This window comes from Paraburkholderia youngii (genome assembly GCF_013366925.1).
Classification (GTDB): Bacteria; Pseudomonadota; Gammaproteobacteria; order Burkholderiales; family Burkholderiaceae; genus Paraburkholderia; species Paraburkholderia youngii.
The window spans coordinates 3,824,554-3,844,434 of record NZ_JAALDK010000001.1; the positions used below are offsets into that span (position 1 = coordinate 3,824,554).

At 62.9% G+C, this 19,881-nt stretch carries 20 protein-coding genes; 17 read left to right on the forward strand and 3 right to left on the reverse strand.

The genetic code is table 11. From position 1 onward, the window contains the following. Positions 1-27: 27 nt before the first annotated feature. From G5S42_RS17655 to G5S42_RS17710, 12 genes are all read left to right on the forward strand, one after another. A complete protein-coding gene (locus G5S42_RS17655; RefSeq protein WP_176110555.1) occupies positions 28-1,527 on the forward strand; it encodes an aldehyde dehydrogenase family protein in 1,500 nt (499 codons plus the stop codon). A gap of 29 nt (positions 1,528-1,556) precedes the next feature. Further along, on the forward strand, positions 1,557-2,423 hold the full coding sequence (locus tag G5S42_RS17660; RefSeq protein ID WP_176107939.1) for an enoyl-CoA hydratase-related protein: 867 nt from the start codon (positions 1,557-1,559) through the stop codon (positions 2,421-2,423). Further along, entirely contained in the window at positions 2,420-3,583 is a 1,164-nt protein-coding gene (locus G5S42_RS17665; RefSeq protein ID WP_176107941.1) for a CaiB/BaiF CoA transferase family protein, read from the forward strand. The genes G5S42_RS17660 and G5S42_RS17665 overlap by 4 nt, the downstream gene beginning before the upstream one ends. A gap of 29 nt (positions 3,584-3,612) precedes the next feature. Further along, positions 3,613-4,842: an NAD(P)/FAD-dependent oxidoreductase gene (locus G5S42_RS17670; RefSeq protein WP_312883578.1), complete on the forward strand. Its 1,230-nt coding sequence runs from the start codon at positions 3,613-3,615 to the stop codon at positions 4,840-4,842. Positions 4,843-4,871: 29 nt separating this feature from the next. Next, positions 4,872-5,183: a 2Fe-2S iron-sulfur cluster-binding protein gene (locus G5S42_RS17675; RefSeq protein ID WP_176107943.1), complete on the forward strand. Its 312-nt coding sequence runs from the start codon at positions 4,872-4,874 to the stop codon at positions 5,181-5,183. An 11-nt stretch (positions 5,184-5,194) separates the two neighbouring features. Next, positions 5,195-6,067, forward strand: a complete 873-nt coding sequence (locus G5S42_RS17680) for an acyl-CoA thioesterase (protein ID WP_176107944.1) — start codon at positions 5,195-5,197, stop codon at positions 6,065-6,067. 42 nt (positions 6,068-6,109) lie between these two features. Next, complete coding sequence (locus tag G5S42_RS17685) at positions 6,110-7,765, forward strand: ATP-dependent acyl-CoA ligase (protein WP_176110557.1); 1,656 nt, start codon at positions 6,110-6,112, stop codon at positions 7,763-7,765. A gap of 167 nt (positions 7,766-7,932) precedes the next feature. Further along, positions 7,933-8,628 carry an SDR family NAD(P)-dependent oxidoreductase gene (locus G5S42_RS17690; RefSeq protein ID WP_176107946.1) on the forward strand — a complete coding sequence of 232 codons (696 nt, stop codon included), beginning with the start codon at positions 7,933-7,935 and terminating at the stop codon, positions 8,626-8,628. A gap of 87 nt (positions 8,629-8,715) precedes the next feature. After that, positions 8,716-9,891 carry a cytochrome P450 gene (locus G5S42_RS17695; RefSeq protein WP_246392026.1) on the forward strand — a complete coding sequence of 392 codons (1,176 nt, stop codon included), beginning with the start codon at positions 8,716-8,718 and terminating at the stop codon, positions 9,889-9,891. Between the two features lie 43 nt (positions 9,892-9,934). Beyond that, positions 9,935-10,186 carry a ferredoxin gene (locus G5S42_RS17700; RefSeq protein WP_176107949.1) on the forward strand — a complete coding sequence of 84 codons (252 nt, stop codon included), beginning with the start codon at positions 9,935-9,937 and terminating at the stop codon, positions 10,184-10,186. Further along, the gene (locus tag G5S42_RS17705; RefSeq protein WP_176107950.1) at positions 10,183-11,430 is read left to right on the forward strand and encodes an NAD(P)/FAD-dependent oxidoreductase; all 1,248 of its coding nucleotides are present in this window, start codon (positions 10,183-10,185) and stop codon (positions 11,428-11,430) included. The genes G5S42_RS17700 and G5S42_RS17705 overlap by 4 nt, the downstream gene beginning before the upstream one ends. Before the next feature lie 24 nt (positions 11,431-11,454). After that, complete coding sequence (locus G5S42_RS17710) at positions 11,455-12,630, forward strand: CaiB/BaiF CoA transferase family protein (RefSeq protein WP_176107952.1); 1,176 nt, start codon at positions 11,455-11,457, stop codon at positions 12,628-12,630. A gap of 5 nt (positions 12,631-12,635) precedes the next feature. Here G5S42_RS17710 and G5S42_RS17715 read toward each other — a convergent pair whose 3' ends face one another. From G5S42_RS17715 to G5S42_RS17725, 3 genes are read right to left on the reverse strand one after another with little or no spacing between them, the layout of a single operon-like run. Further along, positions 12,636-13,595, reverse strand: coding sequence for a LysR substrate-binding domain-containing protein (locus tag G5S42_RS17715; RefSeq protein ID WP_176107954.1), 960 nt, complete (start codon positions 13,593-13,595; stop codon positions 12,636-12,638). A 1-nt stretch (position 13,596) separates the two neighbouring features. Further along, complete coding sequence (locus G5S42_RS17720; RefSeq protein WP_176107956.1) at positions 13,597-13,803, reverse strand: hypothetical protein; 207 nt, start codon at positions 13,801-13,803, stop codon at positions 13,597-13,599. 19 nt (positions 13,804-13,822) lie between these two features. Then, the gene (locus tag G5S42_RS17725; protein ID WP_176107958.1) at positions 13,823-14,620 is read right to left on the reverse strand and encodes an SDR family NAD(P)-dependent oxidoreductase; all 798 of its coding nucleotides are present in this window, start codon (positions 14,618-14,620) and stop codon (positions 13,823-13,825) included. A 154-nt stretch (positions 14,621-14,774) separates the two neighbouring features. On the opposite strand from G5S42_RS17725, the gene G5S42_RS17730 reads away from it, so the two are divergent. The 5 genes from G5S42_RS17730 to G5S42_RS17750 all read left to right on the forward strand — a co-directional run bounded on the left by G5S42_RS17730 (position 14,775) and on the right by G5S42_RS17750 (position 19,876). Then, positions 14,775-15,707: an AraC family transcriptional regulator gene (locus tag G5S42_RS17730; protein WP_176107960.1), complete on the forward strand. Its 933-nt coding sequence runs from the start codon at positions 14,775-14,777 to the stop codon at positions 15,705-15,707. 162 nt (positions 15,708-15,869) lie between these two features. Then, the gene (locus tag G5S42_RS17735) at positions 15,870-16,877 is read left to right on the forward strand and encodes a ketopantoate reductase family protein (RefSeq protein WP_176107961.1); all 1,008 of its coding nucleotides are present in this window, start codon (positions 15,870-15,872) and stop codon (positions 16,875-16,877) included. Continuing rightward, the gene (locus G5S42_RS17740; RefSeq protein ID WP_176107963.1) at positions 16,874-18,022 is read left to right on the forward strand and encodes a CaiB/BaiF CoA transferase family protein; all 1,149 of its coding nucleotides are present in this window, start codon (positions 16,874-16,876) and stop codon (positions 18,020-18,022) included. The genes G5S42_RS17735 and G5S42_RS17740 overlap by 4 nt, the downstream gene beginning before the upstream one ends. A gap of 40 nt (positions 18,023-18,062) precedes the next feature. After that, entirely contained in the window at positions 18,063-18,554 is a 492-nt protein-coding gene (locus G5S42_RS17745; RefSeq protein ID WP_312883579.1) for a hotdog family protein, read from the forward strand. 104 nt (positions 18,555-18,658) lie between these two features. Continuing rightward, entirely contained in the window at positions 18,659-19,876 is a 1,218-nt protein-coding gene (locus tag G5S42_RS17750) for a porin (protein WP_176107965.1), read from the forward strand. Positions 19,877-19,881: the final 5 nt, after the last annotated feature.

Here is a 19,881-nt window from a genome sequence, read left to right on the forward strand (position 1 = left end):
ACGACATTGACCATGAAGGACACTGACATGACGACGAGTTTTCATCCGGCGCTGGGTGAGGCGGCCCGCGACTTCCTTTCGCGCGAACACGGACTGCTGATCGACGGCCGCATGATCGCATCCGATGGAGGCAAGCGCACCGACATCCTCGATCCCGCGACGGGCGAAGTGATCGCCACGGTCGCGGAAGCGACCGCCACCGACGTGGATCGCGCCGTCGAAGCCGCACGTCGCGCGCTGGAAGGACCGTGGCGCAAGATCACACCATCGGAACGCACGCGCATGATGCTGCGCTTCGCCGATCTGATTGAAGCGCACGGCGACGAGCTCGCGCAGCTCGAATGCATCAACAGCGGCAAGCCGCTGCCGTTCTGCCGCAACGGTGACGTGGTGGGCATCATCGAGATGCTGCGCTACATGGCCGGCTGGACCACCAAGATGAGCGGCGAGACACCGAACGTGTCGCTCCCGGGCGAATGGCACGCATACACGCTGCGCGAACCGGTGGGCGTGGTTGGGCAGATCATTCCGTGGAATTTTCCGCTCAACATGGCGATGTGGAAGATCGCGCCCGCCCTCGCAGCGGGTTGCGTGGTCGTTATGAAGCCGTCGGAGCAGACCCCTCTCACGGCGCTCAGGCTCGGCGAACTCGCGCTGGAAGCAGGGATTCCGCCAGGCGTGCTGAACATCGTGACTGGCTTCGGCAATCCTGTCGGCTCCGCGATCGCCGCTCATCCGGGCATCGACAAGGTCGCGTTCACCGGCTCCGGCGAGACGGGACGGCGCATTTTGCAGGCAGCGAGCGGCAACCTCAAGCGCGTCTCACTGGAACTGGGCGGCAAGTCTCCCGTGATCGTCTTTCCCGACGCGAACCTCGAAGCCGCGGCCGCGGGCGTGTGCTCGTCGATCTTCTTTCATGCCGGGCAGATTTGCGCGGCGGGTTCGCGACTCTACGTCCACGAACGCGCGTTCGAGCCGATGCTGGAGCTCATCGCCAAGCGCGCGAACGGCATGAAGATGGGCCACGGCCTCGACGCTGGCACGGACATGGGTCCCGTCATCTCGCGGCGCCAGCTCGATCGCGTCGCGGGCTACATCCACAGCGGACAGGAAGAGGGCGCAACGCTCTACGCGGGTGGCGGCTCGTCGGGCGAACGCGGCTACTTCGTGCAACCCACCGTGCTGACCGGCGTCAAGCCCGGCATGAAGGTGCATGACGAGGAAATCTTCGGGCCGGTGCTGTGCGCGATGTCCTTCGACGACGACGACCTCGAGCGCATTGCTGCGACCGCGAATGCGTCGACGTACGGGCTCGCGGCCAGCATCTGGACGAAGGACATCGGCCGCGCGCACAAGATGGCGCGCCGCATGCAGGCGGGCATCGTCAACGTGAACGCGCTCTCGTCGCCCGACGCGACCCTGCCCTACGGCGGCTACAAGCAATCGGGCTGGGGCCGCGAACGCGGCTTCGAGGCGATCGAGCTCTACACCGAGGTCAAGGCGGTCGCGATCAATCTGAACAACTGATGCAGACCACACAGGACAGGAGAATACCCATGACAGGCAGCATCGACTACATCGCGAAGGACGGCCGGGCCTACATCACGATCAACCGCCCGGAGAAGAAAAACGCGATGACGAGCGCCATGCTCGATCAACTCATGGACGGCTACGACCGGGCCGAAGCCGACGACGACGTGCGCGTGGTCGTGCTGCAAGGCGCTGGCGAAGACTTCACGACCGGCCACGATCTGGCTGAAGTCGGCACCGAATACGGAGAGACCACGTACGACGACAACGGTCGTCCGCGCAAGCCGAGCCAGCGCGCGCGACTGTTGCACGACAAGCGCTATATCGAACGCTTTGAGCGGATTTTCAAGTTTCTCAAACCAACGCTGTCGCTGGTCAAGGGCTATTGCCTCGGCGGCGGTTTGTACCTGGCCGAAGCGTCGGATCTCGTCATCGCGGCTGACACCGCGAAGATGGGACATCCGGAGCAGAAGCTCGGGCTGTCAGGCGCCGCCTATTTCGCCGCCTGGGAGATGATGACGCTCGGTCCGCGCAAGGCGCGCGAACTACTGCTGATGGCTGAGGTCTGGGACGCGCAAACCTGTCTCGCGAACGGTTTCGTCAACAAGGTCGTGCCACGCGCGTCGCTCGTCGAAGCGGGCGAGGAATGGGCGGAGCGCATCGTACGTTTGCCACGCGACGGCATCGTAATGGGCAAGGCCGCGACGAATCTGGCAATGAATGCGCTCGGCATCGACGCCCAGTTCTCCTACGGTCACGTTCTGCATACACTCGCCACCAACGTGCGTTACGAAGCCGACGAGTACAACTTCATGAAGCAGCGCCGCGACAAGGGCGTGCGTGCGTCGAACCACGAGCGCGAAGCGTTCTACACCGAAAAGGACAAAGCATGAAGACGGCGCTGCAGGGCCTGAAGGTGCTCGATTTCACCCAGATGATGACCGGCCCGTTCGCGACGATGATGCTCGGCGATTGCGGCGCCGACGTGATCAAGGTCGAGCAGCCGGAAGGCGATCCGTTCCGCCGCTCTGGCGAGACAACGCTCAACGGCGACGGCGCGTTCTTTCTTGGCGTGAATCGCAACAAGCGCGGCATCGTGCTCGATCTGAAGACGGAGGAAGGACAGGCTGCCGCGCGTGCGCTCGCCGCCGAGGCCGACGTGCTGGTTGAAAATTTTCGGCCGGGCTTTACGGAACGCGTCGGCATCGGCTATGAAGCGCTACGCGAACTGAACCCGCGCCTCGTCTACTGCTCGATCTCGGGCTTCGACCGCAACGGCCCCGACCGCAATCGCCCGGCGCTCGATATGATCATTCAGGCCATCTCGGGCGTCATGCAGGTCACGGGTACGCAAGAATCCGGCCCGCTCAAGACGGGATTTCCCTTCTCGGATCTTGTTACCGCGCTGCTAGCGGCGATCGGCATGCTCACCGCGTTGCAGGCGCGCGAGCGCACAGGCGAAGGACAACGCGTCGATCTGTCAATGCTCGACGCGAGCATATTCAGCCAGGTGCCGCGCGATGTGTATTTCGATCTGACTTCGAAGACGCCCTTGCGCATGGGCAACCAGCACTGGGACATCGTGCCGAACAACACGTACGCGACGTCCGACGGCCGCGACATCATGATCATCACGATCAACGACAAGTTCTGGCAGGTGCTGTGCGACGCGCTCGATGCACCGGAGCTCAAGACCGACGAGCGCTTCGCGACGAAGGCTGCGCGTCTTGCGAATCGTGAACCCGTGAACGACCGGCTCGCCGCGATTTTCGCGACCCGCGATCTCGACGCGTGGGAAGCGCGACTGTCTGCGGCGGGCGCGATCTACGGCGCGGTGCGCACGTGGCCCGAAGTTTTCAGCGATCCGCACGTCGTCGACAACTTGTTGAAGACGCTGCCGCACCCGAAGGGCGGCGAATTCAAGATCATCAATAATCCGCTGAACTTCTCCGCCACGCCGACGCGGATCGACCGCTCGCCGCCGATGCTTGGCGAACACAACGAGGAAGTGCTAAAGCAGCACGGCGGCGCATGGCCTGTGGTGGTCGCATGAGACGGGATCGGCAATAGCAAGGAGGCATCGTGGAAAGGACCTGCATCATCGTCGGCGCGAGCCATGCGGCGGCGCAACTTGCGCCGAGCCTTCGGCAAGAAGGGTGGGAAGGGCGCATCATTGTGGTCGGCGACGAGGCCCATTTGCCGTATCATCGGCCGCCATTGTCGAAGGCGTATTTGCTGGGCGAAAAGAGCAGCAACGATCTGCTGATCCGGGCCGAGGACGCTTACGGCAAACTCGGCATCGAGTTTTGTCTGGGCGAGCGGGTCGTCGCGATCGATCGGGAACGCAAGTCAGTGATGCTGCGCGATGGCGCATCGCTCGCCTACGACAAGCTCGCGCTCTGCACCGGTACACGTGTGCGGACCGTTGCGCTCCCCGGCGCGCGACTCGAAGGCGTACATTACCTGCGCGGCATCGCAGACATCGATCGCATTCGCCGCCACGTGCAGCCGGGCGGGTACGCTGCAATTGTCGGCGGCGGCTACATCGGGCTGGAGACGGCGGCTGTGCTCAGGCGTCTCGGTATGCATGTAACCGTGCTCGAAATGGCGCCGCGCGTGCTCGCGCGTGTCACGGCGCCGGAGGTGTCTGGCTTCTTCGAGCGCGTGCATCGGGAAGAGGGCGTCGATATCCGCACGAGTGTCACCGTCGATCGTTTCGAGGGCGACGGGCACGTCAAGCGGATCGTCCTGAACGACGGCACGGCGCTCCCTGCGAGCCTGGTCGTGATCGGGGTCGGCGTGGTGCCTAACGTCGAGCTGGCGCAAGCGGCCGGGCTCGAGGTCGATAACGGCATCGTCGTCGATGAGTGTGCGCGGACCTCAGACCCGGACATCGTCGCGGCGGGCGACTGCACGCTACATCCGTCGCCGTACTACGGCCGCATCCGACTTGAATCGGTCCCCAACGCGACTGAACAGGCGAAAGCAGCCGCCGCGGCGCTGTGCGGCAAGGATAAGCCGTATCGTGCGACACCGTGGTTCTGGTCCGACCAATACGACATCAAGCTGCAGATTGCGGGCCTCAACACGGGTTACGACCAGGTCGTTGTGCGCGGGACGCGCGACACAGGCCGCAGTTTCAGCGCCTTCTACCTGAAGGAAGACCGGCTCCTCGCAGTCGATTGCATCAATCGCGCGCAGGATTTTATGCTCAGCAAGCGCGTGATCGCCGAAGCCGTGCCACTCAATCCGGCATGCTTGGCCGACGAAGCGTTTTCATTGAAGTCGCTGTTCGAAACGGCGCAACACTAGTCCGATCAAGTTAGACAGAGAGGTGTGCAATGCCAGTCATCAAATACGTACAGGTAAGCGGTGAGGCCACGGAAGTCGACGTGCCGCTCGGCAGTTCCGTGATGCAGGGTGCCGTCGACAACATGATCGCGGGCATCGTCGCCGAATGCGGCGGCGCGTGCAGTTGCGCGACCTGCGAAGTCTATGTCGACGATGCGTGGATGGGCGTGGTCGGCGAAGCGTGCGATGTCGAGCGCGAAATGCTCGAAGGTCTCGGAGAGCCGCGCAGCAATAGCCGCCTGAGCTGCCAGATCGAGATCACGCCGGAGCTGGACGGCCTCGTCGTCGCGATTCCTGGCTGACGGGAGGGCGTATGGCGCTGACGGTGAGCGATCTGCTGTCGGTCCTTCGGGTGCGCGAGGAAAGTCGTCACATATTCGCGGGCGATTCGCTCTTCGATGGCGTGCGGCGCATTTACGGCGGACAAATGCTCGCCCAGTCGATCATGGCGATGGGGCGAACCGTGCGCGAGGCGCACGGCCTGCATTCGATGCAGGGTTATTTCGTACACCCTGGAGACGTGTCGAAGCGCATCCGCTTCGACGTGCAACTGGTGCGCGATGGCCGCAGCTTCAGCACGCGCCGGGTGACCGTCACGCAGAACGAGCACGTGGTGTTCATCGGCGCGGCCTCGTTTCAGGCGGCAGAGGGCGATCACGAGCGTCTCGCACGGATGCCGGACGTGCCATCGCCCGAACACATGCCCGCCGAAGCGGAGTTTTACGCGCGCGAATCACATCTGCTGGAACGACGCCGCTCCCACGTATCGACAATCATGACGCTCTTCGAGAGGCGCAGCGAGCTGTGGCGGCCTTGGCTCGATCCGGGCGTAATGGCGCCCGCCAACGGGCTTTGGTGCCGGTTGCGCGAGCCGTGCGGCGACGATCCTCTGCTCTGTCACGCCGTGCTAGCCTATGCTTGCGATCTCGACCTGATGACCACCGCGATGCGTCCGCGCGGCCACGGCACGATGGACCGCCGCGCTCGCTCGGCGAGCCTCGATCACGCGATGTGGTTCCATGCGCCCGTGCGCCCCGATGCGTGGTTCTACTACGACATGAGCGGGCCGTGCGCGACAAACAATCGCGGGCTTGGCGCGGGCGCGTTGTATCAGGACGGGCGGCGGATCGGTACGGCGATGCAGGAAGGGCTGATGCGCGTCAATGAGGATGGGAGTCTTGCGTGACGCCGTCGCGCAACCTATGAATGAATCAGGGTGAGCGACACGATGGGTCAGTGGGATGACAAGTTCGAACGCGCTGCGCGGAGATGGGCCGAATGGAGGATGCACGAATATGCGCAGACCGAGCGCGTGATCGGCCATATCATCGAGGACAAGGCGCGGCGATATCCGCATCATGAAGTGTTCCGGTTTCGCGACCGGACCGTTACGTTCGACGAGCTGAACGCATCGTCGAATCGCGCGGCGAATGGCTTTCGCGCGCTCGGCATCGAGCCTGGCGACAATGTCGCGCTGATGCTTTCGAACCGCGTCGAGTTCCTGTTCGCGTGGTTCGGGCTTAATAGAATTGGTGCGGTTTGCGTGCCGATCAACGTCGCGCTGAAAGGCGAAGGCCTCGCGTATCAGATCGATCATGCAGATTGCGTTGCGCTCGTCGCCGAGCCCGCCTACGCCGGGACGCTAGGCGCGATCGCGGACCGGCTGCCGAAGCTGAACCACACGATTGTCGTGGATGCGGGCATGACGCCGCATCTCGCAGACTGGCCTGGGCGCGAAGCGCTGCACTTCGACGAACTAATGTCCCGCGCGGAGACCGCGCCCGGCGTTGCGGTGGACTTCAGGCAGTTATCGACCATCTCGTACACATCCGGCACGACGGGGCGCTCGAAGGGCGTGCTGATCAGCCATCACTATTGGTACGAAATCTGGTCGCAGGCGGTGAAGTACTCGCGCTATACAGACGAAGACGTTCTCTACACCGGCCTGCCGTTCTTTCACACGAGCGCGCACGGGACGACCGGTCCCGCAATCCTTGCCGATGCGCAGGCGGTGTTCGTCGATCGCTTCTCGGCGAGCCGCATGCTCGACGATTGCCGCCGGTGGAATTGCACGTCGGCGAAATTCATCGGCGGGATGCTGTCGATCCTGATGAAGCAGGCGCCATCGCCGCTCGATGCCGACAATCCGCTTCGCTTGATGGTGGGTGCCGCCGCGCCGCCGCATCTTTGGCATGCTTTCGAGGCGCGCTTCAACACGCGCTTGCTTGAACTGTACGGCATGACCGAATGCAGCAGCTGTCTGGTGAATCCGTACGACGACCGCCGCGCGGGCGCGTGTGGAAGGGCGATCACGGGCTACGACGTACGTATCGTGGATGATTTGGACAATGAAGTAGAACGCGGCACGACCGGCGAATTGATCGTGAGACCGCAACGCCCGTTTCTCGGCACGAGCGGCTATTACAAGGACCCCGCCGCGACGCTCGATCTGTTCCGGAATCTATGGATTCACACGGGCGACCTCGCGCGACAGGACGATGACGGTTATTTCCACTTCGTCGACAGAAAGAAGCAGGCGCTACGAAGGCGCGGTGAAAACATCTCGTCGTTCGAGGTTGAAGCCGTCATCGGGGCACATCCGGCGGTGCTCGAATCATGCGTGGTGGGCGTACCAGCCGAGATGGGCGAAGACGACGTGAAGGTGGTCATCGTGCTCAGACACGGCGAGCGACTCACGGAAGCGGAGCTGATTCGCTGGTGCGAGCCGCGTCTCGCGTATTTCGCCATTCCCCGTTATGTCGCGTTTCGCGACAGCCTGCCGAAAACGCCGAGCCAGCGCGTCGAGAAGTATCGGCTGCGCGCGGAAGGCGTCACCGACGACTGTTGGGATCGCGAACGCGCAGGCATCGTCATTCAGCGCTGATGCGCGCCGTCACGAAGCGGCAACGATAGGAAATCGGTCTCACTTTCTCGCAAAACAGTATTGGACCTGCATCGCGAGCCGGGCGAATCTTGAGCCTGAGCCGCTCGACGTGGAGCGTGCATGAAGATGATCCGGGTTCAAGACCATATCGTGAGAAGAGGTGACACATGACGACTAGCGTTGCAGTTGTTACGGGCTCGAACGGCCTGACGGGACAAGCCATTTGCAAGAACTTGAGTGAGCGCGGCTACAAGGTCGTCGGACTCGACATCGCCGAGTCGGGCAAGGGCGAGTACGCCTACCACAAGTGCGACGTCACAGATATCGAACAGATTCGCGCGGCCGTGGAAGCGATCGACGCGGAGCACGGCACGATCCGCGTGCTCATCAACAATGCGGGCGTCTGGCACGGCAAAACATTCTTCGACATTTCTCCTGCCGACTACGACTTCACGTACGGCGTCAACGCACGCGCGCCGTTCTTTCTGAGCCAGGAAGTGGCGAAGCGTCTCGTGAAGGCGGGCGGCGGCGGCGTGATCGTGAATCTCGCGTCGATCGTGGCGACGGCGGGCAGCGGCGTGACCGACTACGGCGGTTCGAAGGCGGCGGTCATCAACCTGACGAAGAGCCTCGCAAAACCCCTTGGCCCGCATGGCATTCGCGTCACGGCCGTCTCGCCGGGGACCATCAACACCGCAATGGGCGAAAAGGTGCCCAAGGAGATCCGTGACAAACTCATCGCGGGCTCAGGCCTGCAGCGCGCCGCGGAACCGGAAGAGATCGCGTCGGCCGTTGGCTTTCTCGTGAGTGACGACGCTCGCTACGTCACCGGCGCAACACTCGACGTCAATGGCGGTCTGTAAACGGCTTGCCGACATGAACTCAAGCATTCAATTGATCTGACGGGAGGCGCGATGTCTGGATGTCCTTTCAGCAAGCCGGCGTTCCCCATGCCACGGCAACGTCCTTTCGTTCCGCCCGCAGAGTACCGTGATTTTCAGCAGCAGCCGGGACCGGTAAAGGTGCAGATGTGGGATGGCCGGGACGCCTGGCTGTTCACGCGTTACCACGATGTGCGCGCCGTGCTCGGCGATAACCGCTTCAGCGGCGATCCGCATGTAAGCGGCTTCCCGAGCCTCTCGCCCGCGCGCAATGCCGTCCTCGATCTGGAGCCCGCGTTCATTCGCATGGACCCGCCGCAGCACGGCCACTATCGGCGCATGCTGACGAAAGAATTCATGATCAAACGGGTAAGCGAGCTTCGTCCGCGCATCGATTCGATTTTTAATCGACTCATTGATGAACTGCTCGAAAAGGGACCGCCCGCTAATCTGGTCGAAGACCTCTTCCTGCCGCTGACGTCGGAAGTAATCGCCGGCCTGCTCGATGTACCCGCGAGCGATCATGGCTTCTTTCAGGAACAAAGTCGGCTCAAGGTGCTGCTCGACGTCGATCCGTCGATTCCGAAGGCGGCGTCAGACCGCATCCTCGCGTATCTCGACCGGCTAATCACCGAGCGTGCGAAAGATGCGGAAAACCGCACGGACCTGCTGAGCCGGCTCATCGTCGAGCAGGTGCGGCCGGGGCATCTGACCCATCGCGAACTGGTGATCATGGCTGAGCTGCTGCTGATGGCCGGCCACGAAACGACCGCGAACCAGATGGCGCTCGGCGTGTTCAGCTTCCTCACCAACCCAGACCAGCTGCGCTTGCTGCGTGAGAATCCTTCGCTGCTGCGCAATGCGGTCGAGGAAATGCTGCGCTTTCATACTATCGTTCACTACAACGCGTTCCGGGTCGCAACGGAAGACGTCGAAGTGGCGGGGCAGATGATCCGCAAGGGCGAGGGCGTAATCGCGCTGATTTCCGGTGCGAATCACGACGCCACGGCGTTCGAGCAGCCGGATCGCTTCGACATCACGCGCAAGGCCGATCATCACGTCGCGTTCAGCTACGGCATTCACCAGTGTCTAGGCCAGCCCCTTGCGCGCGTCGAGTTGCAGGTCGTGTTCGCGACGCTCTTCGAACGCATGCCGAGCTTGCGCTTTGCCGTGCCGCTCGAAGAGATCAAGGGCAAGGGCGATCATTTCGTGCAAGGCCTCGAAGCCTTGCCGGTTACCTGGTAATCAACTGGAGCGCGCTCATTGTAGCGATGAAGGAGAGTAGGGCATGGCAAACGGAAACTTCAAACTGCGCGTCGCAGTGGATCAGGACGTGTGTGTCGGCGCGGGACTTTGCGTGCTGTCGACTGCCGAGGTGTTCGACCAGCGCGACGAGGACGGTGTCGTGAAGCTGTTGCAGACAGAACCGGACGAGGCACTCTATGAAAAGGTGCTCGGCGCGGCACGCAAATGCCCGTCAAAGGCGATCAAGGTCGAGAAGTTGACCGACGATGCAGACACGCAGGAGAGCGGGCAGTGAACGCGCGGCCCGAATCGGTGGTGATCGTCGGCGCGGGGCAGGCCGGGCTGCAGACCGCGGCCTCCTTGCGCGACGAAGGGTACGAAGGCGCGATCCGGCTCATCGGCGACGAAACGGGGCTGCCGTATCAAAGGCCGCCATTGTCCAAGAGCTTCCTGACCGGTGATGTCGCGGCGGACGAACTGAGTCTCGAGGAATCCCACTGGTTCGACAATGCGCGCATCGAGCTGCTGGCCGGCGAGCGCGTCGGCTCGATCGATCGCCGGCGTCAGAGGCTTTCGTTGCTGTCAGGGCGCATCGTGCCCTACGATCATCTCGTCCTCGCGACGGGATCGCGCAACCGCTCCCTACCATTTGCGATACAACCGGCGCACGGCGTCGTGTCGCTGCGCTCGGTGTGCGATGCGCAACTGCTCAAAGCGCGCCTCGGCGATGCGCGGCGCGTCGTCGTGATCGGCGCGGGATTTCTCGGCCTGGAGGTCGCGAGCATCGCGGCGGCGCGCGGCTGCGACGTGCATGTCGTCGAATCCGTGGATCGCGTGATGAAGCGCGCGATTTCCGCGGAAATGTCGGCTGCGTACGGCGCGCATCATCAGGCGTCGGGCGTGCGCTTTTTCTTCAATGCGCGCGTTGAGCGCATCCGCTGCCGCGATGATCAAGTCTGCGCTGTCGAACTGGCGGACGGCACGCGGCTCGACGCCGATCTCGTGCTCGTGGCCGCCGGCGTAGTGCCGAACAGCGAACTCGCGGCCGCGTGCGGCCTGTCAGGGTTCAACGGCGTCATCGTCGATGAGCGCCTGCGCACATCGGATCCGGCGATCTCCGCCATCGGCGATTGCGCGGCGTTTCCATACGCGTTCGACGGCGGCGATCTGCTGCGCCTCGAATCGGTGCAGAACGCGGTCGATCAGGCGCGCCATGTGGCGCGCGCTCTGCTCGGCGATGCGGCGCCCTACAACCAGACGCCTGTCTTCTGGAGCGATCAAGGCGGCGCGCGGCTGCAGATAGCGGGCGTCGCACGCAGGCTTGACAGCAGCGTCGTGCGCGGCGATCCCGAGTCCGGCGCGTTTTCGGTGTTCCGCTACCGGCATCACCGGCTGACCGGCGTCGAATCGTGCAACCGACCCGCCGAACATATGGCCGCGCGGCGGTTGTTGCAAAGGCGTATCAGTCCGACGCGCGAGCAGGCCGCGGATCCTTCGTTCGATCTGAAGCTGTTGCTGACGCTTGAGGAAGCGGTCTGAAATCCGTTGCGGAGAAAGACATTCATGGCTGCATCGCCCATTCTCGACGGCATCCGCATTCTCGACATGACGTCGGTGATCTTCGGCCCGTATTGCACGGCGACACTTGCCGAAATGGGCGCGGATGTCATCAAGGTCGAGCCACTCGGCGGCGACGAGATCAGGCGCGTCGGGCGGCCCGCGAAGACGCGCGGCATGGGACCGGCGCACATGACGCTCAATCGCGGCAAACGCTCCGTCGTATGGGACCTGAAGACGCCGCGCGGGAAGGCATCGCTGTTGCGTCTGCTTGCCCGCTGCGACGTGTTCATTCATAACCTGCGGCGGGAGGCGATCGAGCGGCTCGGCCTGGGCTATGATGCGATCCGCACCCTGCATCCTCGTCTCGTCTATGTGCATTGCACGGGCTTCGGTGAAGGCGGTCCGTACTCAGGCCGGCCCGCGTACGACGACATCATCCAGGCTGCATCGGGGGCGGCAAGCCTTCTTCCGCGCGCCGACGGCAACCCCGCGCCGCGCTATCTCCCGATGGCGATGGCCGACAAGGTCGCCGGCCTGCATGCGACGTACGCCGTGCTCGGCGCATTGCTGCATCGGGAGCGGACCGGGCACGGGCAGGCCGTCGAGGTGCCCATGTTCGAGAGCTTTACGCATTTCCTGTTGCAGGAGCATCTCTATGGCCGTGCGTTCATTCCGCCGACCGATGCCGCTGGCTACCCGCGCCAGCTCGATCCGCTGCGCCAGCCGCTGAAGTGTCTCGACGGCTATATCGCAGTCGCGCCTTACACGGACGAGCGCTGGGTGCGCTTCTTCGGCGTGACGGGGCATGCGGACTTCCTCGAACAGGAAAAGCTATGCACGGCGCGCGAGCGCTTCCTCGCGCTCGACCGAATGCACGCGGAAATGGCCCGCATCGTGGCGGACAAGCCGTTGCGCCACTGGCTCGTGCTCTTTGCCGAATGCGATATCCCCGCGTCAGAGGTCCGGGATCTCGAAGGTGTACTCGCGGATCCTCATCTGATGTCGGTGGGCTTCTTTGAGCAAAGAACACATCCGTCGGAGGGTGGCACGTTGCAGATGCGCCTGCCGGTGCGCTTTCACGACACTCGGCCGGCCGAGATGCACGCAGCCCCCTGTCTCGGCGAGCACAGCGAAGAGATAGAGGCCTGGTTGCAGCAGGAGGGCGACACGCCGCGCTGAGCGCGTCAGGCCGCGGCAGCTTCGACGAGACTTGGCGACGATGTATCGATGAAGTACTGTGGATGGCGCGCGATCAGTTGCGCCGCGTTCGCGCGCGCGGCCTCGCGCCATGCGTTGAGAAGGGGGGGCACGCGATCCTTGTGCCAGGCGAGCGACAGCGAGACGCCCGCGGTTTCGACGGCGAGCGGCCGATAGGCGACGCCGTGCGGCTGCATCAGTTGCATGATGGCGGGGACGACCGCAACGCCCACACCTGCCGCGACGAGACACGCGGACGTATGCATGTCGTAGGCCTCTTTTGCGATGTTGGGCTTGAGGTTCGCGTCCTCAAAGATGTCGAGAATCTTGTCGCCGTAACCGCGCTCCGTCGCCGTGCCACGCGCGACGGCGATGAGCGGCCACTTCGCGAGATCGCGCAGATTGACGGGTCCGGCAACGTCATATTCGCTTCCGGCGGGCACGGCCACCACAAGCAACTCGCGATAGAGCAGCTCGGTCACGATGTTGTGATCGAATACATGGCCGCGCACAAGCCCGACTTCGATCAGGCCTTCCTTGAGGCCCGCGATCTGCTGAGATATGGTCATTTCCTGCAGGCTCACGTCCGAGTTCGGTGCGAGCGTGTTGAAGATCCGCAGCGTGTTCGGCAGAAAGCAGTAGATCGCCGTGTAGATCGAGCCGACGATCAGATGCGCGCGCGCCCCGCGGCCCGATGCACGCACCGCCGCGATGGCCGCCGACGCCGTGTTGAGCACGCGCTGCGCGTGCTCGACGAGAATTTCCCCAGCCGGCGTGAGCAATACTTTGCGTTTCTCGCGCGTGAAAAGCGGTGTGCCCAGTTCGTCTTCAAGAGCGATGATCTGTGCGCTCAACGCGGGCTGGGCGATGTTCACGCGCTCGGAAGCGCGCGTGAAGTTCAGCTCGGCGGCCACGGCGAGGAAATACTGGAGTTGGCGCATGTTCATGTCAGCGTTCCTTCCTTGCTGTTCGCGCGTATGCGATCGCGACGATCGGTCCACGCAGATTCGATTCCAGCTCGCCGAGATATCGGGCGACCAGGCGCTCGTCGGTGCCTTGGCGGATCGGGTCGGTCATATACAGGGCGAGGGTGAGCGCGTGCGTCAGGCGACGCGCGAACGTCGATGTTTCGCCGCGCCTGTTCGTCGCTCGCATCGGGTCACCGCGTTCGCGTTCAGTGGACGCCGCGCCATGCGAGCGTGCCGGCGTCGACGCTGAAGGTGCCGCCTGTCGAGAACGACGCTTCGTCGGACGCGAGGAAGCACACTAGCTTCGCGACTTCATCGGGACGTCCCAGACGTTTGAGCAGATGTGTGCCCCACAGACGCGCGCGGGCCTTCTCGCGGTCCTGCGCGTGCTCGACGCTGCGGGACAGCATCGGCGTGTCGATCGCCCCTGGCGCGTAGGCGTTGCAGCGAATGCCGGCGTCGGCGAGATCGAGTGCGATCGCCTTGGTCAGCATCACGACGCCGCCTTTGCTCGCCGCATACGCGGGCAAACCCGGATAGGCGACGCTGCCGGCGACGGACGCGCCATTAACGATGGCGGGACCCTTGGTGGATTTCCGCAGCCACGGCGCGGCAAACTTGCTCGCAAGCCACATCGCCTTGAGATTCACGTTCATGACCGTGTCCCATACGGCTTCGGGCAGGTCTTCGATCGTCGGGGCGCGGCCGGTCAGTCCGTCGTCGGTGACGCCGGCGTTGTTGACGAGGACGTCGATGCCACCCGCGAGGCGCGCGGTCTCGTCGATCATGTGGCGGATCGCGTCCGTGTCTGACAGATCCGTGCGGATAAAGCAGGCTTTCGCGCCGGCCTCTTCGACCTCGTGCGCGGCCGTCGTGCCGCGGTCCTCCTGCAGGTCCGCGAGCGTGACCCATGCGGCACCCTGGAGCGCTGCCTCGATCGCGATTGCGCGGCCCATTCCCTGCGCCGCGCCTGTGACCACGACGACTCGATCCTTGAGCTTCATTGCGTGTCTCCGTTCTGTTCTCGCCCGGATTGGGGCTTCTTTGCCGGCGTCTCGTTCGCTGAAAGCGTGCGCCGGTCGTTGAGAAAAAACTTAACGCAACTAAATGAGTTAATCTATAACAGCCTGTCTATGAAAGTTTATCTATCGTCTCAACATGGACATCCTGACCGATATCATTCGACTTATGCGACCCCAGGCGATCAGTTGGAGAACGGTCGACGTGCAGGGTCGATGGGGTATGAGCGTGCCGTGCCGGGATATACCCGTGTTCTTCCTCGTCGTCACGGGACAATGCTGGTACGTGCCGCGCCACGGCCAGCCACTCCTGCTACGGCAGGGCGACTATCTACTGATGCGCGCGACGGCCCGCTACTGCCTCGTCAGCGATCCCGACGCCATCGAGACCCTGCATGCGATGGAAACACACGTCGCTAGCGACCAATATGTGCGCTGGGACGACGGGCTTGGCGGCGACAAAGTGCGTATCGTTGGCGGCTACTTCGAAATCGGCCCCGAGCATACCGCGCTGTTCTCCGGGATGTTGCCGGACTTCCTGCACATCCGTTCGTCGGATGAGGAGGCGGGGCGACTCTCGCGCCTCATCGCGCTGATCGGAGAAGAGTCGGGCTCGGGTCTGCCGGGGCACGATCTTGTGATGAGCCGCCTCGTCGAGATCATGCTGGTCGAAGTGTGGCGCCGTCCGCTGACGAGGATCGACTCGCGCGAGGCGGGCTGGTTCAGCGGAATGGCAGATCCAAACATCCACCTCGCGCTGCAGAGGATGCACTCGGATGTGGCGCGTCACTGGACCGTCGGCACGCTTGCAAAGGAGGTCGGAATGTCGCGCGCCGCATTTGCGCGGCGTTTCGCCGAACGTGTCGGCGTTGCGCCCGCGACGTATCTGTCGAACTGGCGCATCGCGTTGGCCAAGGATGCGCTAATCAACAGCGAGCGTTCGATGATCGATATCGCACTGTCCATCGGCTATTATTCGGACAGCGCTTTTAGTACGGCTTTCAGCCGTGCCGTGGGTGTCGCGCCCGCGGCCTTCAGGCGCGCAAGACGAAGTGAACAGCCCGCGCAATAGCGGGCTTTCTCAGCTATACGCCGATCTGCTTGAATCATCGTTTTTTAGTATTTCCCCTCTTGCATTGGTCGCCCGTATCTTGTGCTCATCGCAGGCGTCTGCGGTCGCTTCTCTCTGAAGCGATGCAAGACGCGGTTCATCCGATTCGCAAGAGAGCGCACTATGCTGAGGGTATGCATTTTCGGTGGCGGGGCAATCGGCGGCTATGTGGCGGCGCATCTCGCGCGCGCCGGACGCTGCGAGGTAAGTGTCGTCGCGAGGGGCAGGACGCTCGACGCCATCCGCAGCCACGGGCTTCGCGTCAGAACCGCGAGCGAGGCGTTCACGGTGCCCGTGCGCGCCACCGCCGACACACGCGAGCTGGGCGTGCAGGACTACGTGTTCATCACGCTCAAGGCGCACCAGGTCGACGGGGCTCTCGAACAGATCGCGCCGGCGATCGGCCCCGATACCGCGGTGCTGCCGCCGACCACAGGCATTCCCTACTATTTCTTTCACGCGTTTCCCGGACCTTTCGATGGCCGGCAACTCCCCGCGCTCGACCGCGAGGGGCGTCAATGGCGCGCGATTCCGCCGAAGCAGGTGTTGGGCTGCGTCTACTGGATCGGCGCACATGCGAGCGCGCCAGGCGTCATCGTGCAGGACGGTGCGAAGGCCGGCTGTCCGATCGGTGAGCTCGACGGCAGCGACTCGCCTCGTGTTCGCGCGTTGAGCGAACTGCTATGCGCGAGCGGAATCGATTCGAAGGTAAACAAGGACATCCGCTCCGCGATCTGGATGAAGTTCGTCAACAGTCTCGCGTTCAATCCCGTTGCGCTGCTCACGCAGGGCACATTGGGAGAGATGGCCGAGGCGGGCGGCGTGCTGAACATCGTGCGCACGATGATGACCGAAGCTGATGCCATGGCCGCGCAACTGGGGCTTGCGATCGGGCCGGCCCCCGACAGGCGTATCGCGCTGACGGTCAGTGCATCGAACCACAAAATGTCGATGCTGCAGGATCTCGAGGCGGGCCGTCCGCTCGAACTCGAACCGCTGAGCCGCTCGATTCGCGCGCTGCGCGATCTCAAAGACGTGGCCACCCCCGTTCTCGACGCGGTGCTCGCGATGGCTCAACTGCGTGCCGTCACGGCGGCGCATGTAATCAACACACAGGAGCAACACGCATGACACACGCATCAACGACGGCCGCGACGCAAGATGACAACGACTTCAGACGCCCGCTCGCGGGCGTGAAAGTCGTCGAGGCATGCAGCTATATCTCAGGCCCGTTCTGCGCGCAGATGCTGTCCGACCTCGGCGCCGAAGTCATCAAGGTTGAGCCGCCAACGGGCGATCCCTATCGCAACTTCGGCCACGGCTGGAAGGGTGTGGGCACGGTCTGGACCAACTCGAATCGCGGCAAGCGTAGTGTCACGCTCGACCTCAAGGCCGCCGAAGATCTCGCAAGATTCAAGACGCTTTTGCGTGACGCGGACCTGTACATCGAGAACTGGCGTCCGCATGTGTCGGCGTCGCTCGGCCTGAGCTTCGAGGCGGTGAGCGCGCTGAATCCGCGCATCGTTCAGCTTTCGATCACCGGATACGGCGCGGATGGTGACCTCGCAGCGGAGCCGGCCTTCGACGCGCTGATTCAGGGTCGCACCGGCCTGCTCAGCTACGAAGCCGCGGGCGGCAGGCCGCGCGCGACGAACACTTTCGTCGCTGACAAGGTCGCCGCGATCTTCGCCGCGCAGATGGCGCTCTCGGGATTGATCGCGCGCGATCGTGCTCAGAAGGCGATTCACCTCGAGACGTCGATGCTCGACATGCTGTCCTACTACAACTTTCCGGATATGTTCCACAACCGCGCTTTCGTCGACGACACATCGTCCGAAACGCTTGCGCCGCAGCCCGTGCTTGCGACGAGTGACGGGTATCTGGTGATCTCGCCCGTGTCAGGAAAGCAGTTGAGCCGGACGCTCGAAGCCGTCGGGCATCCCGAATGGAAAGACGAGCTGAAGAAGATCACCAGTAAACGCGACATGACACATGCCTTTTTTGAGCGCATCGCGGCGCCGCTCAAAGAGAAGACGACCGCGCATTGGCTCGCGCGCTTTCGCGAACTCGATGTGCCGGCCGGTCCCGTCAATGCACCCGATGCGCATCTGAACGACCCGCAGGTGCGGCATAACCAGTTGTATTCGGAACTGGAGACGCCCGCGGGTGCGGTCCGGGCAATCCGCTACCCGGCGCGCTTCAACGGGCACCTGCTAAAACCTCGCCAGGCCGCGCCCGCGCTCGGCGAAGGCAATGCTGAACTGTTCGGCTCGTGAAAAGAACCGGCGGCCGAACGTCCCCGATACGGAGAAACCAGTGCCCATCATCCTAAGCGGCGTCGACGGCATCCGTGCCTGCCTTGGCATCCACCTGGGTCACAGCGACTGGATGGAGGTCGATCAGGCCACGCTCGAGCGCTTCGAATCATTGACCGAAGATCGCTCACCGGGCGACATCGACGGTGTGGAGCACGCGTTCGTGCCGGGCAGCGTTGTGCTCGCCTTGCTGATTCCAATGCTTCAGCAGATCTACATGCTCGAGGACACGCTTAATGTCGCGCTTCACCGGATCGAACAACTGCAGTTCGCCGAACCCGTTCCGACCGGATCTGGTCTACGCGTCGGCGCGACCGTCAGAGCGATTCAGCCGGCGGGAGACCACTGGCACCTGAATCTCGATTGCGTAATGGACTGCGATGTCGTGACCGGACCGGTATTGCGTGCGAACGTACTGTACCGGTTCCGCGCTGCCGTTGTTGCAGGCATGCGCAATCCGTCTTTGCGCGCACACGGTCTGATCTGCGGTTGAGTAAAAAGAGGACGATGAATCGACCAGATTGCATTAGCCGATTCGAGTTTTTAATGTAGTTCTACAAATTAAAAGTCTTGAACATATGAGACATGGAGACAGCAATGAAATATTGGAAATGGTCGTCAGCCGCCGCGGTGTTGTTCGTGTCAGCGCAGGCGTCGGCGCAAAGCAACGTGTTGATTTACGGGATCATCGATTACGGTCTGAACTTTGTCAACAATGCGCAGACGGCGACGCATGGTGGACGCACGGGTAGTCAGCAGTACGCGATGAGCAGCAGCATCATGCAGGGCAACCGGCTGGGGTTTCGCGGAACTGAAGAACTCGGCGGCGGCTATCAGGCAATCTTCGTATTGGAGAACGGCTTCGATGTCGGCACGGGCGCGCTCGGTCAGGGTGGCAACCTATTCGGCCGACAAGCGTATGTCGGTCTAGCGTCGCCATACGGCACAGTGACAATGGGTCGGCAGTACGACTCAGTGGTCGACTACCTCGGGCCGATCACCGGATCAGTTGGTAACGGCACCTACTCGCTGCACGGAAACGACATCAACAACTTCGGCAACACGTACCGGGTGAACAACGCGGTCAAATTCACCAGCAACACGTATGGGGGGTTCAAGTTCGGCGGGCTGTATAGCTTTGGCGGCGTCGCGGGTTCATTCGGCACGAACAGCATCTACTCCGCGGGCGCTTCCTATTCCAGCGGCTCGTTCACTGGCGCTGTGGCGTATCTGCGTGCCCGCGATCCGAACCGCTCGTTCTTCGGCAACAACCCGAACAGTTCGACCACGGCCAATAACCTCGGCGCTACAAGTGGCGTTCAGACGAACCCGGTGTATGGTGCCTTCGCGTCGGCGGCGTATTACCAGGTGATCGGCGCGGCGTTTCAATACGCGGTGCAGAGCGCGATCGTTGGATTCGACTATTCGCACATCACGTTCGGCGATCTGAACTCACCTTCGTCGGGTAATCTCGCGCTGACCAATCCACGCGGTTACACGGGCAGCGCTGCATTTAACAGCTACAACGTGTTTGCGCGTTACGCGATCACGCCATTCCTGTGGCTCAACGGCTCGTATGACTATCTTGTGGGCGGAGCGATCGACGGCAAGGAGAGCGCAAAGTACCACACGTTCAATGCAACGCTTGACTACTTTCTCTCGAAAAGGACAGACGTTTATTTCATGGCGAACTATCAGATCGCGTCGGGTGTGGATTCGACCGGCCAACCCGCCGTGGCGTCCTTCCTGACGATCACGCCTTCCAATACGCCGCATCAGGTCGTGCTGCGGGTCGGCATGCGGCACCGGTTCTAGACAGA

Bases quoted from the DNA above. Each gene is read 5' to 3' on its own strand.
- G5S42_RS17655 (WP_176110555.1), top strand. From the start codon at position 28: ATGACGACGAGTTTTCATCCGGCGCTGGGTGAGGCGGCCCGCGACTTC.
- G5S42_RS17660 (WP_176107939.1), top strand. From the start codon at position 1,557: ATGACAGGCAGCATCGACTACATCGCGAAGGACGGCCGGGCCTACATC.
- G5S42_RS17665 (WP_176107941.1), top strand. From the start codon at position 2,420: ATGAAGACGGCGCTGCAGGGCCTGAAGGTGCTCGATTTCACCCAGATG.
- G5S42_RS17675 (WP_176107943.1), top strand. From the start codon at position 4,872: ATGCCAGTCATCAAATACGTACAGGTAAGCGGTGAGGCCACGGAAGTC.
- G5S42_RS17680 (WP_176107944.1), top strand. From the start codon at position 5,195: ATGGCGCTGACGGTGAGCGATCTGCTGTCGGTCCTTCGGGTGCGCGAG.
- G5S42_RS17685 (WP_176110557.1), top strand. From the start codon at position 6,110: ATGGGTCAGTGGGATGACAAGTTCGAACGCGCTGCGCGGAGATGGGCC.
- G5S42_RS17690 (WP_176107946.1), top strand. From the start codon at position 7,933: ATGACGACTAGCGTTGCAGTTGTTACGGGCTCGAACGGCCTGACGGGA.
- G5S42_RS17695 (WP_246392026.1), top strand. From the start codon at position 8,716: ATGCCACGGCAACGTCCTTTCGTTCCGCCCGCAGAGTACCGTGATTTT.
- G5S42_RS17700 (WP_176107949.1), top strand. From the start codon at position 9,935: ATGGCAAACGGAAACTTCAAACTGCGCGTCGCAGTGGATCAGGACGTG.
- G5S42_RS17710 (WP_176107952.1), top strand. From the start codon at position 11,455: ATGGCTGCATCGCCCATTCTCGACGGCATCCGCATTCTCGACATGACG.
- G5S42_RS17715 (WP_176107954.1), bottom strand. From the start codon at position 13,595: ATGAACATGCGCCAACTCCAGTATTTCCTCGCCGTGGCCGCCGAGCTG.
- G5S42_RS17720 (WP_176107956.1), bottom strand. From the start codon at position 13,803: ATGCGAGCGACGAACAGGCGCGGCGAAACATCGACGTTCGCGCGTCGC.
- G5S42_RS17725 (WP_176107958.1), bottom strand. From the start codon at position 14,620: ATGAAGCTCAAGGATCGAGTCGTCGTGGTCACAGGCGCGGCGCAGGGA.
- G5S42_RS17730 (WP_176107960.1), top strand. From the start codon at position 14,775: ATGGACATCCTGACCGATATCATTCGACTTATGCGACCCCAGGCGATC.
- G5S42_RS17735 (WP_176107961.1), top strand. From the start codon at position 15,870: ATGCTGAGGGTATGCATTTTCGGTGGCGGGGCAATCGGCGGCTATGTG.
- G5S42_RS17740 (WP_176107963.1), top strand. From the start codon at position 16,874: ATGACACACGCATCAACGACGGCCGCGACGCAAGATGACAACGACTTC.
- G5S42_RS17750 (WP_176107965.1), top strand. From the start codon at position 18,659: ATGAAATATTGGAAATGGTCGTCAGCCGCCGCGGTGTTGTTCGTGTCA.